Annotated in this window: 14 protein-coding genes; 10 read left to right on the top strand and 4 right to left on the bottom strand. The window is 73.0% G+C overall.

The genetic code is table 11. The features are described from left to right. The 6 genes from ACIBH3_RS07775 (at position 1) to ACIBH3_RS07750 (ending at position 8,336) form a co-directional block, all read left to right on the top strand. On the top strand, positions 1 to 1,680 hold the full coding sequence (locus tag ACIBH3_RS07775) for a sensor histidine kinase (protein ID WP_396311018.1): 1,680 nt from the start codon (positions 1 to 3) through the stop codon (positions 1,678 to 1,680). 36 nt (positions 1,681 to 1,716) lie between these two features. Further along, positions 1,717 to 2,385 (top strand): response regulator, encoded by a 669-nt coding sequence (locus tag ACIBH3_RS07770; protein ID WP_396311017.1) that lies wholly within the window; start codon positions 1,717 to 1,719, stop codon positions 2,383 to 2,385. A gap of 258 nt (positions 2,386 to 2,643) precedes the next feature. Beyond that, complete coding sequence (locus ACIBH3_RS07765) at positions 2,644 to 3,261, top strand: TIGR03086 family metal-binding protein (RefSeq protein ID WP_396311016.1); 618 nt, start codon at positions 2,644 to 2,646, stop codon at positions 3,259 to 3,261. 219 nt (positions 3,262 to 3,480) lie between these two features. Next, positions 3,481 to 4,479, top strand: a complete 999-nt coding sequence (locus tag ACIBH3_RS07760; protein ID WP_396311015.1) for a carbohydrate kinase family protein — start codon at positions 3,481 to 3,483, stop codon at positions 4,477 to 4,479. A gap of 191 nt (positions 4,480 to 4,670) precedes the next feature. After that, positions 4,671 to 6,887, top strand: a complete 2,217-nt coding sequence (locus ACIBH3_RS07755; RefSeq protein ID WP_396311014.1) for an HAD-IIB family hydrolase — start codon at positions 4,671 to 4,673, stop codon at positions 6,885 to 6,887. A 195-nt stretch (positions 6,888 to 7,082) separates the two neighbouring features. After that, positions 7,083 to 8,336, top strand: coding sequence for an MFS transporter (locus tag ACIBH3_RS07750; RefSeq protein WP_396311013.1), 1,254 nt, complete (start codon positions 7,083 to 7,085; stop codon positions 8,334 to 8,336). A 258-nt stretch (positions 8,337 to 8,594) separates the two neighbouring features. Here ACIBH3_RS07750 and ACIBH3_RS07745 read toward each other — a convergent pair whose 3' ends face one another. After that, positions 8,595 to 8,870, bottom strand: a complete 276-nt coding sequence (locus tag ACIBH3_RS07745) for a helix-turn-helix domain-containing protein (RefSeq protein WP_396311012.1) — start codon at positions 8,868 to 8,870, stop codon at positions 8,595 to 8,597. A 62-nt stretch (positions 8,871 to 8,932) separates the two neighbouring features. On the opposite strand from ACIBH3_RS07745, the gene map reads away from it, so the two are divergent. Continuing rightward, positions 8,933 to 9,700, top strand: coding sequence for a type I methionyl aminopeptidase (gene map / locus ACIBH3_RS07740; protein WP_396311011.1), 768 nt, complete (start codon positions 8,933 to 8,935; stop codon positions 9,698 to 9,700). A 296-nt stretch (positions 9,701 to 9,996) separates the two neighbouring features. Next, positions 9,997 to 10,817, top strand: a protein-coding gene (locus ACIBH3_RS07735; protein ID WP_396311010.1) for an IS5 family transposase whose coding sequence is annotated in 2 segments (ribosomal slippage) — positions 9,997 to 10,336 and positions 10,336 to 10,817 — 822 coding nt in all. Because the reading frame shifts where the segments join, the coding sequence is not laid out codon by codon here. A 29-nt stretch (positions 10,818 to 10,846) separates the two neighbouring features. On the opposite strand, the gene ACIBH3_RS07730 is transcribed toward ACIBH3_RS07735, so the two are convergent. From ACIBH3_RS07730 to ACIBH3_RS07720, 3 genes are all read right to left on the bottom strand, one after another. Continuing rightward, positions 10,847 to 11,245, bottom strand: a complete 399-nt coding sequence (locus tag ACIBH3_RS07730) for a barstar family protein (protein WP_396311009.1) — start codon at positions 11,243 to 11,245, stop codon at positions 10,847 to 10,849. Positions 11,246 to 11,794: 549 nt separating this feature from the next. Then, complete coding sequence (locus ACIBH3_RS07725) at positions 11,795 to 13,027, bottom strand: MFS transporter (protein WP_396311008.1); 1,233 nt, start codon at positions 13,025 to 13,027, stop codon at positions 11,795 to 11,797. A 157-nt stretch (positions 13,028 to 13,184) separates the two neighbouring features. Then, complete coding sequence (locus ACIBH3_RS07720) at positions 13,185 to 13,766, bottom strand: TetR/AcrR family transcriptional regulator (RefSeq protein ID WP_396311007.1); 582 nt, start codon at positions 13,764 to 13,766, stop codon at positions 13,185 to 13,187. Between the two features lie 165 nt (positions 13,767 to 13,931). Between ACIBH3_RS07720 and ACIBH3_RS07715 the strand changes: the two genes are divergently transcribed. Next, complete coding sequence (locus ACIBH3_RS07715) at positions 13,932 to 14,858, top strand: alpha/beta hydrolase (RefSeq protein ID WP_396311302.1); 927 nt, start codon at positions 13,932 to 13,934, stop codon at positions 14,856 to 14,858. Positions 14,859 to 15,248: 390 nt separating this feature from the next. After that, the gene (locus ACIBH3_RS07710; RefSeq protein WP_396311006.1) at positions 15,249 to 16,304 is read left to right on the top strand and encodes an IS630 family transposase; all 1,056 of its coding nucleotides are present in this window, start codon (positions 15,249 to 15,251) and stop codon (positions 16,302 to 16,304) included. Positions 16,305 to 16,322: the final 18 nt, after the last annotated feature.

The following is a 16,322-nucleotide window of genomic DNA, read 5'->3' as shown; positions in this document are numbered from 1 at the left end:
GTGGAAGCGATAGCGAAGGCCTGGCCCGGGTGGCCCGCGGCAGCCCGTACCCTCTCCCTGCGACGGCTGTTCCCCGGGCCCTGGGGGGCCGGCCTCGCGATCCGGGAGGGCCTGATGGCCCTGCTGCTCGGCGGGCTGTGCGTACCGGGGGAGCTGCTCGACCACGCCGGTGGCCTGCGGCTGGTGCTGGTGCCCAGCGGGGTGGCGCTGCTCTACCTGCTGCGGCGGGCGCTGCCGGGCACGTCCTTCGTGCTCGTCGCGACGGCCGGCGGCGCCCTGCTCGGCCTGATGCCCGCGATGATCTGCGCCGCGTGGTCCGCCGGGTACCGGATGACCCGCGCCCGGCCGCTGATCGGTGCCTTCGCCGCTGCCTTCCTGCTCTCCACGCTGACCTCCTTCCTGAGCGACGGCAACGTGATGCCGGCCAAGGGACTCCTCGGGGTCACCCTGGCGGCCTTCCTGCTGCTGGCCGTCCTGCCCGCGCTGGCCGGCCGCTACCGCGCCCAGCGCCGCACCCTGCTCACCGCTCTGCGGGAGCGCAACGAGCAGCTGCTGCGCGAACGCACCATGGTCGCGCACCAGGCCAGGCTCCGGGAACGGCACCGGATCGCCCAGGACATGCACGACAGCCTCGGCCACCAGCTCGCGCTGGTCGCCGTCCACTCCGGCGCGCTGGAGGTGGACCGCACGCTCACCGACCCCCAGCGGGAGGCCGTCGGGGTGCTGCGGCAGGCGGCCGTCGCCGCGATGCGCGAACTGCGCGAGGTGGTCGGCGTCCTGCACGACGAGTCCGCGCCCGCCGTCACCGGCGGCGTCGACGGCATCGACCGGCTCGCCGACACCTCCAGGGCGGCGGGCGCCGCCGTGGCCCTGAGCCGTAGCGGCGAGGGCCGCACCCTGCCGGCCGCCACCGGCCACGCCGCGTTCCGGATCGTCCAGGAGGCGCTGACCAACGCCCACAAGCACGCCCCGGCCGCGCCGATCTCCGTGGCGCTGCGCTACGAACCCGACGCGCTGGTCGTCGAGGTCGCCAACGGGCCCGCTCCCGGTGCGGCCGGCGCCGAACCCGGGGTGAGCGGCGGCCAGGGCCTGACCGGGCTGCGCGAGCGGGCCAGGCTGGTCGGCGGCATGGTGCACGCCGGGCCGACTCCCGACGGCGGCTACCGGCTGGCGGCCGTCCTGCCGTACGACGGCGCGGCCGCCGGTGGGGAGAGCGGCGCGGACGACGACGAGGGGTTCGGCGAGCTGTACGGCGAGGCCGGCCTCGGGCTGACCGGCGCCGACCCGCTGCGGGACGCCCTCACCGGCAAGCGCCGGCGCAGCCCCGCCGTGGGCTGCGCGATAGGCGCGGTGCTGGTCGTGCTGGCGATCCTCGGCCTGACCGCCTGGGGCGTGGTCGCGATGGTCGACTCGTTCGGCAAGGCGACCGTCGGCCGGAGCACGTACGACGCGCTGGAGCTCGGCACCCCCGAGGCCGAGGCGCGGGCCAAGCTGCCCGAGGGCGCCCGCTTCCTCACCCAGGACTACGAGGGCACCGGCCCGACCCCGCCGACGGGCGCCGGCTGTGAGTACTTCATCTCCAGCGGCTTCAAGGAGGACGCCGTCGACGACTACGTCCTGCGGTTCTGCTTCAAGGACGGCCGCCTGGTGGACAAGCAGCACTACCGTGCGAAGGTATAGCGAGCCGTCAGCCCGCTACCACCAGGAGAAACACCGGTGATCCGCGTCCTCGTCGCCGACGACGAGCCACTCATCAGGGCCGGGATCAGGATGATCCTCTCCTCCGCCGACGACATCGACGTGGTCGCCGAGGCCGCCGACGGGCGCGAGGCGCTGGAGCTGGCCCGCTCGCACCGGGTGGACGTGGTGCTGCTGGACATCCAGATGCCCGTGATGGACGGCCTCACCGCGCTCACCGAGCTGCCCCGGGCCGCACCCGGAGCACGGGCGCTGATCCTCACCACCTTCGGCGAGCGCGAGAACGTGCTGCGCGCCGTCACCGCGGGCGGCGCCGGCTTCCTGCTCAAGGACACCGCGCCGGGCGAGCTGATCCAGGCCGTCCGCGCGGCCGCCGGCGGCAACGCCTTCCTGTCGCCCGCCGCGACCCGGCACATCGTCGACAGCCTGGCCTCCGGCCCGGCGGGCTCCGCCACGGCGCGCGGCGAGGCGGCGCGCCGGCGGCTGGAGGTGCTGACGGCGCGCGAACGCGAGGTGCTCGCGCTGTTGGGGGAGGGCCTGTCCAACGCGGACGCGGGCACGCGCATCCACATGAGCGAGGCGACGGTGAAGACGTACGTCAGCCGCATCCTGGCCAAGCTGGGCTGCGACAACCGGGTGCAGGCCGCCCTGCTCGCACGCGACGCCGGGTTGGACGCGACGGGCTGACGGCGGCGTCGGGGTGGTCCGGGACGTGTTCGTCGGGGCGCGCTGTGGCGGGGCCACGTCCGCGCCGAGCGGGGCATCGGGGTGTCCGGCGGGAGACGCGGACGGCGGTACGGGTGACTGACCCGTCCGGGTTCGGCCGGGCGCGACGGGGCCGGGAGGCTTTGCCGAGCCCCGGGTGTTGGGTAGCGTCGGCCGGGCCCGCGCCCCGCCCGTCCCCGTCCTTCCTGGTCCGTCCCGGTCCGTCCCCGAGAGGTGCCGATGTCCGTGCCCGAGCCCGAGTCCGCACCCGCGTCCGCCGACCCGGTCGACCTGCTCGCCCGTTCCCTCGCCCAGACCGGCGCGCTCATCGCGGGTGTCAGGGGCGACCAGGGCGCGCTCCCCACGCCGTGCCCGTCCTGGAGCGTGTCCGAGCTGCTCGGCCATCTCGTCCATGACCTGCGGCAGTTCACCATCCGGGCGGGCGGCGGGCAGCCCGAGTGGTCCGACCCGGTCGAGCGGATCGAGGGCAGTGCGCGGCAGGCGTTCGAGCACGGCGCCGCCGCGCTGCTCACCGCCTGGCGGCGGGCCGGCGATCTGACGGGCGTGCTGGAGGTGCCGGGGATGGGGGAGCTGCCCGCCCGCTTCCCGGTGGACCAGCAGGTGGCCGAGTTCGCGGTCCACGCCTGGGACCTGGCCCGCGCCACCGGGCAGTCCACCGAGCTGGACGAGGAGGTCGGCCGGTCCTCCCTGGAGTGGGCGAGGCGTGCGCTGCGCCCGGAGCACCGGGGCACCGAGGCCGAGGGCCATGTGTTCGGGCCGGAGGTGCCGGTGCCCTCGGACGCCCCGCTGTACGACCGGCTCGCCGCCTGGTTCGGCCGCGACCCCGGTCGCCACTGACGTCGCGGCGGGCCTCAGCGAATCAGTGGCCGGCCGCCTTCCTGATCGCCTCGCGGATGCGCGGGTACGTCCCGCAGCGGCAGATGTTCGAGTGTCACCGGCGGGTCAACATGGCCATGGCGAGTCAGCCGGGCGGGTGCCGGCCGATGCTTCGGGGGCCACCGATCCGGGGAGTGTGGGTCGGTGGTCCACCATCACCGAGGTCGAAGGGGCGGGCAGATGACGTGGGACAGTGGCGAGGGCGGGCAGGCCGGCCGGCCGCTCCGGTGGGCGCGGGCCGAGGGCGGGTCGTCGCGCGGGCGCGAGGTCCTCGTCGTCGGGGCGTACTTCGCGGACCTGGTCTTCCGGGACCTCTCCCGGCCCGTCCGGCCGGGCACCGAGGTCTTCGCCGGGGCCCTGGACCTGCTGCCCGGCGGGGCGTTCACGCCGGCGATGGCCATGCACCGGCTGGGGCATGACGTGCTCTGGGCCACCGACTTCGGCACCGACCTGTTCAGCGCGCAGGTCCTGGCCGCCGCCCGGGCGGAGGGTCTGGACGAGAGCGGGTTCCGGCACCACCCCGTGCCGCTGCGCAGCGTCACGGTGGCGTTGTCACTGCCCGCGGACCGGGCCATGGTCAGCTATCAGGACCCGGTCGTCGCGCCGTCGGCCGCACCGCCGTCGCTCGCCACCCTGCTGCGCGAGCACCGCCCGGCGCTGCTGATGCTGCCTCAACTCCACCACGGCGCCGATGTCAGGGACGCCTTACGGGTCGCCCGTCAGCTCGGGACGCAGGTGTTCATGGACTGCCAGGACGTGCCGGCCACGCTCGACACCCCCACGGTGCGGGAGGTTCTCGCCGAGGTGGACGTCTTCGCGCCCAACGCCGACGAGGCGCTGCGGCTCACCGGCGCCGGCACGGTCGACGAGGCGCTGGACCTGCTGGCCGGGCTCGCGGGCACGGTCCTCGTCAAGCGCGGCGGCGACGGGGCCAGCGCCGTCCGGGGCGGGAAGCGGTACGACATCGCGGCTGTCCCGGTCGACGTCGTGGACACCACGGGCGCGGGCGACTGCTTCAACGCGGGCTTCCTGCACGCCCACCTGGCGGGCAGGCAGCTTCCCGACTGCCTGGCGGCCGCGGTCGCCTGCGGTGCGGCGGCCGCCACCGGCCCGGGCTCCGGGCAGGCGCCCGACCTCGCCGGGCTGCGGCGCTGGCTCGACCGGGTGCCCCACCGCTGAGCGGCCGGCCGGGTCGCGGGGTGCCGCAGGCGCCCCCGCATCGCTCAAAGTGGCATGTCCAATTCACGCCGTGATCGGTTCGTGTTAGCGTTCCGGTGATCCTGATCCGAGCCGCACCTCGGCCCAACGGCCCGGGTCCGGCGCTGTGTTGACGATGGACCGAGGGCGGCGTCGTGGCGGAGTCGATAGCGGTGTCGGAGCCGGATTCGGTATCGGAGTGGGAGTCGGGAGCGAAGGGGCGGGCGGCCGGCCCGCAGCCCCCGAGGAGGCCCTCGAAGGTCCTCGTCACCGATCTGGACGGCACGCTGCTCGGCGGCGACCGCACCGACCGCCGCCGGCTACGGGACGCGCTGGCCCGCCACCCCGAGGTGACGGTGGTCTTCGCCACCGGTCGCGCTCTGTCCTCGGTGCGTGAGCTGCTGCGGGATCCACTGGTGCCCAGGCCGCGCTGGATCATCGCGGACGTGGGTGCCAGCGTCATCGACGGCGCCACCCTGACCCCGGTCGAGCCCCTGCAGAGCAGGCTGAGGGCCGGCTGGCCCGGCGCGGAGCGGGTGCGCGCCGCGTTGCGTCACATCCCGGGCCCGGCGTACCAGCGCGGGGTGGCCCAGGACGGCCGCTGCTCGTTCCACCTGCGGCCCGAGCAGCTGACCCGGCAGCTCACCGATGCCGTCCGGGCGCTGGGATGCGGCTGGCTGTACTCCGCGGACCGCTACTTCGACGTGCTGCCGGCCGGTGCCGACAAGGGCGCCGCGACGGCGGCCCTGGCCGCTGAGCAGGGGTGGCCGATGTCCTCCGTCCTGGTCGCCGGCGACTCGCTCAACGACCTGTCGCTGTTCGGGCTCGGCGCGCACGGCGTGATCGTCGCGGGCGCGGAGCCGGCCCTGCTCGATGCCGTACCCGAGGCCGACACCGTCCACCGCCCCGACCGGCCCGGAGCGGCCGGCATCCTGTCGGCCCTTCAGGAACTGGGCTGGACGGAACGCACCCACCCGCTCGTGGTCGGCTACCACCGGCCACCGGTGCACTGGACCCCCGACGGATGGCGGCCGCCCGCGAGCCCCAACGGCATCCTGCCCACCCTGCGCAGCCTCTTCGCCGCGAACCCGCAGGCCCTCTGGGCCACCTCCGCCGTCCTCGAACCCGCCGCGCGGCCGGCTCCGCCGCAGGAGCACGACACCGGACTGCCGCTGTCCTTCGTCGCGTTGAGCCCCGCCGAGTGGGCCGGCTACTTCCACCGGGCCTGCAAGGAGACCCTCTGGCCGGTACTGATGTCCCAGCCCGAGCGGATGAGCTTCGACCCCGCCGCCTGGGCCCACTACCGCGAGGTGAACGCCCGCTTCGCCCGGCACATCAGCGCCCACGCGGCGCCCGGCGCCACCGTCTGGCTGCACGACTACAACCTGTGGCTGGTGCCCGGACTGCTCCGCCCCGCCCGCCCCGACCTGCGGGTCGGCCTGTTCCACCACACCCCCTTCCCGCCGCCCGAGGTCTTCGCCGCCCTGCCCACCGCGCCGGAGGTGCTCGCCTCCCTGGGCTGCCTGGACTGGGCCGGCTTCCACACGGACGCCTTCGCCGAGCACTTCCGCCGGGTCCTGGCCGAGACCTCCGGCGCGCCCCGCGCGCGCCTGCCCCGGGTGGGCGTGCACCCGCTGGGCATCGACCGCGACGCCGTCGCGGCGCTGGCCCGCGCCCGCCGCTCCCGGGCCGGGCGGGCAGCGGGGCCGCTGGTGCTCTCCGTCGAACGCCTCGACTACGCCAAGGCCCCGGTGGAGAAGGTCGACGCCGTCGCCGCTCTGCTCACCCGCCGCCCCGAACTGCGCGGGCGGCTGCGGTTCCGCCTGGTGTGCCCGCCACCGGAGGCCGGCATCACCTCCTACGACACGACCCGCCGGCTGCTGGAGCGCCGGATCGCCGAGGTCAACCGGGCCTGGGGGGACGGCGGCTGGCAGCCCGTCGAGTACCTGCCGCACAGCCTGCTGCTCGCCGAGGTCGTCGACCACTACCTCGCCGCCGACGTCTTCTGGGTGACATCCCTCCAGGACGGCATGAACCTGGCCGCGAAGGAGTTCATCGCCGCCCAGCACGCCGCCGGCCGCTGTGGCGCGCTGGTGCTCTCCCGGCACGCCGGCGCCGCCGCACAGCTGGGCGCCGCGGCCCTGCTCACCGATCCCCACTCACCCGAGGACCTGGTCGACACCCTGCACCGGGCCCTGACCCTGGCCCCCGAGGACCGCCGGATCCGGCTGGACCACCTCGCCGAGCTGCTCGGGCACCGGCACCCCGCGGACTGGGCCGCCGACATCACCGCCGCCATCCGCGGCCATGACGCCCCCCGGCCACGCGACCGTCGCCGCGGTCGGAGCCACCCGACGGACGTCAACACGCTGGTCACCGGCCCTCGGTGACCTCGCCCCGCACCTGCCGCCGCCCGGCGCCCGCAGCCCGTCCGTACCCGCCCGCACCCCGTCCGTGCCCGTCCGCGCCGGCAAGTGGCCCACTCCGACGGGACGTCACTGGTCCTTTCGAGTGGCACACTCCGTCCCTAGGGTGGAGGAGTCGATGCGAACGAAGGCCCCCGGGCCGCCGCAGCCGGGAGTGCCGTGCCGATCCGTCCCGTCCCGCCCGCCGGAGCCCGGCGGACGCTCGCCGCCGCCCAGTTGACCAGCGCCATCGGTGACGGCGCGTACTACACCTGCTCGGCGCTCTACTTCACCCACGTCATCGGCATGTCCGCCACCCGGCTCGCCCTCGGCCTCGCCGTGGCCTGGGGCCTGGGCTCGCTGGCCGGGGTCCCGCTCGGTCACCTCGCCGACCGGCGCGGGCCGCGCGGCACGGCGGTGCTGCTCGCGCTCGCCACCGCGGCGGTGGTCGCCTCCTTCCTCGCCGTCCGCTCCTTCGCGTCGTTCCTGGCCGCCGTCTGCCTGTACGCCACCGCCCAGTCGGGGCTCACGGCGGCCCGCCAGGCGCTGCTCGGCGGCCTCATCGCGTCGTCGGAGCGCACCGGGGCGCTCGCCCAGCTCCAGTCGACGCTCAACGCGGGCCTGGCTCTCGGCGCGGCACTGGGCGGTGTCGCGCTGAGCAGCGGGAGCCGTACGGGATTCCTGGTCGTCTTCGCCGTCGACGCGCTCGGCTTCGTGGCCTGCGGGCTGATCCTGCTCCGGCTGCCGGCGGTCGCCCCCGCCCGTGGCCGCCCCGGCGCCGGGCCCAGGCTCGCGGTGCTGTCCGACCGGCGGTACGCCGTCGTGACACTGCTCAACACGGTGCTGCTGCTGCGCATGCCGCTGCTCAGCCTGGTGATCCCGCTGTGGATCGCGGCCCGTTCGCCGGGGCTCGGCTGGCTGGGGTCGGTGCTGTTCGTCCTCAACACCGCCATGGTGATGGCGTTCCAGGTCCGCGCGGCCCGCGTCGTCACCGGACTGCGCTCCGCCTCGCGGGCCGTGCGCGAGGCCGGTGTGATCCTGCTCCTCTCGTGCGTGGTCTTCGCCCTGTCTGCCGCCGACCTTCCGCGGTGGGGCACGGCAGCGCTCCTCGTCGGGGCCGCCACGCTCCAGGTCGTCGGCGAGATGAAGCAGTCCGCCGGCTCCTGGCAGATCAGCTTCGACCTGGCCCCCTCCCACCAGACCGGTCAGTACCAGGGCTTCTTCGGCACGGGGGTGGCGGTGGCGCGCACCGTCGGACCGCTGCTGCTGACGGCGCTGCTGCTGACCTGGGGTGTACCCGGCTGGCTGCTGCTGGGCGGCCTGTTCCTGGCGGCCGGTTGCGCGATGGGGCCGGCCGTCCGGTGGGCGGAGCAGAACCGCCGCCACATGCCGCCGGAGACCGCCGCCCCGGGAGAGGTCCCGGCCCGGATCTGAGCCGCGGTGCGGTGCGTGGGCCGAGGGTGCCTCGGGCAGCAGCCCGGCCCGCCGGTGCCCGGTGCGGCCTCGGCGGCCCGGCGCGGCCTCGGCGGCTCGGGGCCGCTGCGCGAGCGGCTGACCGAACCGCTCCCTGGGCCCTGACCGGCATCGGCCTAAGTGGTCGGCTCTCGAACTCCTTCGGGGGTTGACGTAAGAGTCCGAATCGTGCCGCGTCAGGAACATCCGTTTCTCAGCCGGATGGCGCGTGCCTGACGGTCACGCCGACATCGCCTGCTCGTCGCCTTCGGCGTCTTCCGCGCAGGCGGCGGCGAGGTCGTCCAGGGACAGGTTCAGCGCGTGGGCCAGGGCTGCCACGGTGAAGAAGGCCGGGGTCGGGGCCCGACCGGTCTCGATCTTGCGAAGTGTTTCAGCGGACACCCCGGCTGCTGCTGCCACGTCGACCATGCTGCGGTCACCGCGGGCCTGGCGGAGCAGCATCCCGAAGCGCTCTCCGCGTTGCCGCTCTTGCGGACTCAAAGGAACTCTCACCATACCCGTGATACTAATACCGGTATAAGTATTGGATGGCGTCGCATCGCAGGGAGTCACAACACATGGTGGAGATCAAGACCGACACGGCACTGGAGACGATGCGAGAAGCCGGACGCGTCGTGGCCCACGCACTCGCAGCCGCCCGGGCGGCGGCAGCTGTGGGAGTTCGCCTGCGCGAGCTCGACGAAGCCGCCCGCGCCGTTCTCACCGAGGCCGGAGCACGTTCTCCGTTCCTGGGCTACCAGCCCTCCTTCGCCCCGATCCCCTTCCCCGCCGTGATCTGCGCGTCCGTCAACGACGCCGTCGCGCACGGCATCCCCGACGACTACCGCCTGCGCGACGGCGACCTGGTCAGCATCGACTGCGGAGCCGAACTCGACGGCTGGACCGGCGACGCCGCGATCAGCTTCACCGTCGGCACCCCCCGCCCCGCCGACCTCGAACTCATCGCCGCCACCCAGCAGGCCCTGGACGCCGGCATCGCCGCCGCCACCACCGGCCACCGCATCGGCGACATCTCCCATGCCATCAGCACGGTCGCCCGCAAGGCCGACTGCGGCATGCCCGCCGACTTCGGCGGCCACGGCATCGGCCGCCAGATGCACGAAGACCCCCACGTCCCCAACCACGGACGACCCGGCCGCGGCTTGCCCCTGCGCCACGGCCTCACCCTCGCCCTCGAACCCATGCTCATGGCCGGAGGACGCAACGACTACTACACCGCCCCCGACGGCTGGACCCTGCGCACGATCGACGGCAGCCGCGCCGCCCACATCGAACACACCATCGCCATCACCGAGGACGGCCCCCGCATCCTTACCCTGCCCTGACCCCGAATCCGCTCACACCCGGCAGCCGGACCCGTCGGCCACTCGCGGATAGCACCGACCAGCGCCACGGCCCCTGCTGGCACAGAGCCCTGGTCGGCAGTACGAGCAACCTTTGAACGCGGAGCGGACGGCGCGTCGGCGCAGGGTGGTTGACCGTCCCGAACCATTCCCCCCGAGATTGGCCGTTCCCCGTCCATGCCTGTGGCCCGAGCCGTGTCGCTCACCTTACTGATCGTTTCAGAATGAGTTGAGCCGCTGGTCGTGTCCTGGTTGATCTTGTTCGGCATGGTGTCCGGGTGCGTGCTGATCTTGTTCCGGACGACCTGTGGGAGCGTGTGGCTCCGTTGTTGCCGCCCGCTCCTGAGCGGCGCCACCGTCACCCCGGACGGCTGCGCGTTCCCGACCGGGCCGCTCTCGCCGGCGTCCTGTACTTGCTGCGGACCGGTGTTGCCTGGCGCGATGTCCCGGCCGAGACAGTGGGCTGCTCCGGGGTGACGGCCTGGCGCCGACTGCGGGACTGGACCGAGGCCGGCGTCTGGCCCCGCCTGCACGCCGCCCTGCTGGCCGAGCTGCGCCGCGCCGACCTGCTGGGTCTGGACGACTGCGCCGTGGACGGCTCGCACATCCGAGCTCTCAAAGGGGGGCCCACGTCGGCCCCTCGCCGGTCGACCGCGCCCGCCCCGGCTCCAAGCACCACCTGATAGTCGACCGCCACGGAACGCCGCTCGCCGTCACGCTCACCGGCGGCAACCGCCACGACGTCACCCAGCTCCTGCCGCTGCTGGACGCGGTTCCGCCGATCCGGGGACTGCGCGGACGCCCCCGCCGCAAGCCGCGGCGCCTGTACGCCGACCGGGGCTACGACTTCGACAAGTACCGCCGCCTGCTGCGCAAGCGCGGCATCACGCCGTTGATCGCCCGCCGAGGCGTCGCCCACGGCTCTGGGCTCGGCAAGGTGCGTTGGGTCGTCGAGCGCGCCTTCGCCTGGCTGCACCAGTTCAAACGGCTCCGCATCCGGTACGAGCGACGCGCCGACCTCCACCAGGGGCTACTTGAACTCGCGTGCTCGATCATCTGCCTGCGGCGTCTTCGAACGGCTGCCCCAAGCCGGCAGTAGACGCCAGGTGCCGCCCTCGGTGTCCGCGCCTACAGCAGCAGCGAATTGAAGGACTTGCCCGGATGGTCCAGGCTGTGGCCCCAATGCCGACCTGCCCTCTCAAGGATCTTGAGAACTGTCTCGCGATCCTCGGCGCACTCCTGCAGCATGAGGGCCGACCGCTCGATGACGATCAGGTAATGGTCAGCGGGCGCCCACCCCATGTCGCGAAGGCAGTCCGAGAGGGCGTTCCAGTTCCAACCGAAGTAGACCGGAAACCGCAGACGGGCACTCATCTGTTCGAAGAGTCCCTGCTCGTCGCCCATCTCGGCACCATCCAGCCAAGCCACGTAGCTGGTCCCTGACGGCGGCAAGAGGAACGAAGAGCGCCGGGCGCCCTCCTCCAGGATGTGCACCCAAGGCGCCTCGCCGGTCCAGTAGTGGTCCACTTTCCCCCGTCCAAGGCATCCAGATTGCATTTGCCACGATAGCTGGACCGCGACGATCAACCGCATCGCCGAGGCGAGCGTTCCGAGCCCGCCAACGAGAATGAGGGCTAACCGCACCGCTGCCCCATGAGTCCCGCACCCCGCCGTCCCTTCCAGCCGGCCACCACGTCATTCTGAAACGATCAGTTAACCGCCTCCGAGCGCCACCGGCTCAAAAACTGGCTGCTCTGCGGAGGGAGAACGCCCAGCTGATCGTCCCTCGGTGGGAGGAGCCGTTGTTGATGATCCCGGCTCGACCGACACACACTCGGCTGGCAGGAGAATCCTCCTCCCGTCCCGCCGCATGATCAACCCCCGAAGGACTTCGAGCGTCGACCGCTAAGTGTAAGTGGTCGGTTCCGGAAGTCCTTCTGGGGTTGACTCCGGATGGCTGCGCGACGTCGCGCAGCCGGCGTCTTGACCGGCGGCGGGGGAGATGGTGTCTGTTGCCGCGCTGGCGTACGGCGATGCAACGTTGTCGATGTTCGAGCTGGACTTCGTCGAGGTTGGTCAGCGTCGCGGGCTGGGTGCAGCCGCCGGCTTGGTCGACCTGCGCTCCGTTGATGCGCGACGTTTCGGTGACCGGGCCGACTCCGGTGTCACCCGAAGATGCAGTGCGGCGAGCAGTAGGCAGAACGCGGCCATTGCCGACCACAGTGCGGTGGTCCCCGCGTGGGCGAGCAGCTGGGTGCCGAGGACGGGTGCGAGCGTCGCGGCGATCCCCCAGCTGGTACCGAAGACGGCCAGGTAGCGGCCGCTTGCGCCGGGTGGCGCGAGGTCGGTGACGAGCGCGTAGACGCGGCCCATGACCAGGAGATCGCCGAGGCTCTTCACGGCGGCTGAGGCGAGCAGTGCCGGCAGGGTGCGGGTGAGGGCGAGGCCGGTCAGTCCCGCGGCCAGGAGGAGATGGGCGAGGGCGAGGGCGACGGGCGTGGTGAGCCGGGTCGCGCAGGGCAGGCGGATCAGCGGCTGGGCGAGCACGGTGGTGGCCGCGGCGGCGGTGAACAACAGCCCGGCGTCGGCGGCGGGCAGGCCCTGCCGCGCGAGTGCGAGCGGCAGGATGATCACGGTCTGTTGGTTGATCAGGGCGTAGGCGGTTCCGGTGGCCAGGACGCTCAGCAGGGCTCGGTCGCGCAGCGGTCGTACGGCGGTGTCGTCCTGGTCCGCTGCGGGTGGTTCGGCGCGGTCGCGGGGCAGGGCCAGGTGGATCAGCAGCGCGCAGGCCAGGCAGGTGGCGGCGTCGGTGACGAAGAGCCAGCGCAGGTCCCAGCGTCCGAGGAGGGCGGCGAGCAGTCCGGCGCCCATGGCGCCCGCCGCGAGCGCGGCGCTGAACAGACTGAATGCGCGCACCCGTTGCTGCTCCGGCACGGAGTCGCCGATGATCGCCTGGCTCGGGGGCTCGTAGAGCTCGAAGGCCAGCCCGAGCAGCACCGCTCCCGCGACTGCGCAGGTGAGCGACGTGGAGGCCGCGATCGCCAGCTGTGCGACGGCGCATCCGCATAGCCCGAGGACGATGGTCGTGCGCCGGCCGATTCGGTCGGCCAGGTGTCCTCCGGCCAGTCGCGAGGGGATCGTCGCGAGCCCGAAGGCGGCGCTGACCAGCCCGGCGGTGGTCAGGCTCGCGCCGTGGTCGGTGCTGATCAGCGCGGTGAGAAAGGGCAGTGAGAAGGCCCCGAGTCGGTTGACGACCCGGGCGAGTAACAGCAGGCGGACGGTGCGGGGCAGTGGTTCGGAGCGCGGCACGGCGCCTCCCATGGCTCGTGGATCGTGAATGTCGGTGATCAGCGGGCGGTACGTGAGCGGAGGTCCGTCTCGTCGTCGTGTGACCTCCGAGCCCTGCTCGGCGCCGTCGGCGCCGCCCGCCGTATCGGTCTGCGCTACCGGGGTCGGCGATCTGCCGTCAGGTCGGACCGGTGCCGTCGGTGAAGTGCGGCAGCACCATCGCGACCAGGGCGTCGACGTCGGCGTCGACCATCGGTTCGCCGGTCATGCCCATCCGGTGGAGCAGGGTGCCGACGACGACGTCGATGAAGAACAGGACCCTGTGCTCGGGTTCGTCGAGCGCGTCCTGGAGCGCGAGGCGGTAGGGGTCCTGCAACCGTGCGGAGAGGATCTCGCGCAGGACCGGGTCGCTGACGGCGTCGCTGAACACGCCGGCGAACGCGTCGCCCACCCCGCGCTCGCCGATCGTCGCTGCGATCCAGCGGATGGTCGAGGCCATGAGCTCGGCCCGGTCGGCGCCCTCCTTCAGCGGCACCGGGCCGAACGCGTCGAGGAGGCAGTCCACGATGAGTGCGCCCTTCGACGGCCAGCGGCGGTAGATCGTCGTCTTCGCGATGCCGGCCGCGGCGGCGATGCGCTCGACCGTGGCGCGCGCGTAGCCGAGTTCGTGGACCGTGTTCAGGGTGGCGGTGAAGACCTCGGCGTCGAGGCCGGCGCGCGGGCGTCCGGGCGGTCGGGCGGGAGGAGGTGTTCGAGTCATTCCCTCACCATAGCTAGTTCCGCTACCTTAGGTATCGATACCTAAGGTAGCGGAACCATTCGGGGAGGAGAAGGCATGAGCGGGGACAGCGGTGCGCGGCAGCCGTCGGCGAGTAGCAGCGGGTTGCGACAGCAGGCGTTGGGGGGCGAGCCGGACTGGGCGGCGATGACCGCCGAGGAACTGGCCGCCTACCGCGAGGCGGAGAACCGCCGGCGGGCGTCGCCTGCGATGCGGGCGATCACCGGGATGCCGGACCCCGGTGCCGCGATCGACTGGCAGTCGCTGGCGCTGCCCGGCCGCCGCCTGCCGGTCCGGGTCCACCGGCCGGTGCGCGAATGCGGCGCCGGCTCCGCCGACCGGGCGGCGGCCCTGCCCCTCGTACTCCACGTCCACGGCGGCGGGTTCGTGGGCACGGCGGTTCAGAGCGACTGGATCAACAGCCATCTCGCCGCCCAGTTGCCGGCCCTCGTCGTCTCGGTCGAGCACCGCCTCCTCGCCCCGGACACTCCGCTGTCGGCCGCCGCCGACGACGGCTGGGACGCACTCGACCACCTGGTGCGGCACGCCGCCGACTGGGGCATCGACCCGGCGCGCATAGCTGTGTTCGGCGAGAGCTGCGGCGCACTGATAACCGCCCTGGCCGCCATCCGCGCCAGGCAGGCCGACCTGCAACTGCGGGCGCAGGTGCTGGTCAACCCCGTCGCGGACGTGACCGGGACGATGTTCGACCACCCCTCGGTCACCGAGCACGCCCACAGCCCGACCCTGACCGTTCCCCAACTGCGGCTGTTGCACCGGCTCGCCGTCCCCTCGGGAACCGATCCCCGTGCGCTGTCTCCGCTGCACGCCGGCAGTCTCACCGGGCTCGCCCCGGCGCTGGTGGTGGTGCCGAGCCATGACCCGCTGGCCGACCACGGCCGCCGCTACGCCGAGCGCCTGCGCGCGGCCGGGACGCCCGCGCGGCTGACCGAGTTCCCCGAGGCCACACACGCTTTCGTCAGCATGCCGGCCGTAGTGCCGCAGGCCGAGGCGGCACGGGCGGAGATCACCGAGTTCCTCCGCGACGCCCTCGGCCGCCCCGGCGGCCGCTGACCAAGCGAGTCCGACGGACGGGTCGCGGCGTCCGCAGGCGACCCGCGCCCCGAGCCGAGCGGTCAACGTCACCTGTCAAACGGTCAAGATCACCTGTCAGAGGACAATCGGTATCCCAGACGGACACAACCTGTGGGCCCTCGCGGCATGCAGGAATCGAGTGCAGGTACTCGCCTGCGGCCAAGCGGTGCGGGCGTGCCCACATCCTGTCGGACGGGCCGGAAGGAGGACGCGGCAGGCTGTGGCCTGTCGTGATCCACTTCTTCCGACCGGCCCTTGCCCATGCCCGTTGCCCCGGTCCGATAGCCCCAACTGCCGCCGAGCGCGAGCGGCTGAAGAAGTCGGCCTACGGCCAAGACCGAGTACCGGCTGCGGGTCCGGGCGCAGGTCGTGCTGCACGCGTCGCGCGGGCGCTCCAACGCGCGCATCGCCCGCGAGACGGGGCTGCATCTGGACACGGTGCGCAAGTGGCGGGGGCGGTTCGCCGAACTGGGTCTTGCGGGCCTGGCCGATCGAAAACGCACCGGCCGCCCGGCTTCCTTCACCGCACTGCGGGCCGCCTGGGTCAAGGCGCTGGCCTGCCGACTGCCCGCCGAGACCGGGGCGCCGCTGTCGCGCTGGTCGTGCCCGGAGCTGGCCCGCGAAGCCATGGTCCAGGGCATCGCCACGTCCGTGTCGGCCTCCACCGTGCGCCGATGGCTGGCCGAGGACGCGCTCAAGCCCTGGCAGCACCATTCCTGGATCTTCATCACCGACCCGGGTTTCCAACCCAAGGCCGCGCGTGTTCTGGACCTGTACGCCCGCGCCTGGGGCGGCGTCCCGCTCGGGGAGGATGAGTATGTCGTCAGCGCCGACGAGAAGACCTCCATACAGGCCCGCTGCCGCCGCCACCCCACCCTCGCCCCGGGCCGGGCGAGAGCGATGCGCGTGAACCACACCTACGGACGTGGCGGAGCACTGGCCTACCTGGCCGCCTACGACGTCCACGCCGCGAAGGTGTTCGGCCGCACCGAACCGCGCACCGGCATCGACCCGTTCATGAACCTGGTCACCCAGGTCATGAGCACCGAACCCTACGCCAGCGCCAAGCGGGTGTTCCGGATCGTCGACAACGGCTCCTCACACCGAGGCAAGAAGGCCGCCGCCGATCGGCTGACCACCGCCTTCCCGAACGCCGTCATGGTCCACACCCCTATCCACGCCTCCTGGTTGAACCAGGTGGAGATCTACTTCTCCGTCGTCCAGCGCAAGGTCGTCTCACCCAACGACTTCACCGACCTCGTCCAGGTCGGGGACCGGCTCCGAGCCTTCGAAGACCGATACAACGCCACGTCACAGCTGTTCCAGTGGAAGTTCACCACCTCCGACCTGGACGATCTGCTGGCCAGGCTCAACCGGCAGACCGCCGATCATCAGGAAGAATCCTCGTTCCGCCTCGTCGCATGATCAACCCCCGAAGGACTT

The organism is Kitasatospora sp. NPDC050543, assembly GCF_044457565.1.
Lineage (GTDB): Bacteria > Actinomycetota > Actinomycetes > Streptomycetales > Streptomycetaceae > Kitasatospora.
This window is presented reverse-complemented; position numbering and strand designations above follow the sequence as displayed.

Coding starts and splice junctions, on each gene's coding strand:
- ACIBH3_RS07765 (WP_396311016.1), top strand. CDS start 2,644: ATGTCCGTGCCCGAGCCCGAGTCCGCACCCGCGTCCGCCGACCCGGTC.
- ACIBH3_RS07760 (WP_396311015.1), top strand. CDS start 3,481: ATGACGTGGGACAGTGGCGAGGGCGGGCAGGCCGGCCGGCCGCTCCGG.
- ACIBH3_RS07745 (WP_396311012.1), bottom strand. CDS start 8,870: ATGGTGAGAGTTCCTTTGAGTCCGCAAGAGCGGCAACGCGGAGAGCGC.
- map (WP_396311011.1), top strand. CDS start 8,933: ATGGTGGAGATCAAGACCGACACGGCACTGGAGACGATGCGAGAAGCC.
- ACIBH3_RS07720 (WP_396311007.1), bottom strand. CDS start 13,766: ATGACTCGAACACCTCCTCCCGCCCGACCGCCCGGACGCCCGCGCGCC.
- ACIBH3_RS07715 (WP_396311302.1), top strand. CDS start 13,932: ATGACCGCCGAGGAACTGGCCGCCTACCGCGAGGCGGAGAACCGCCGG.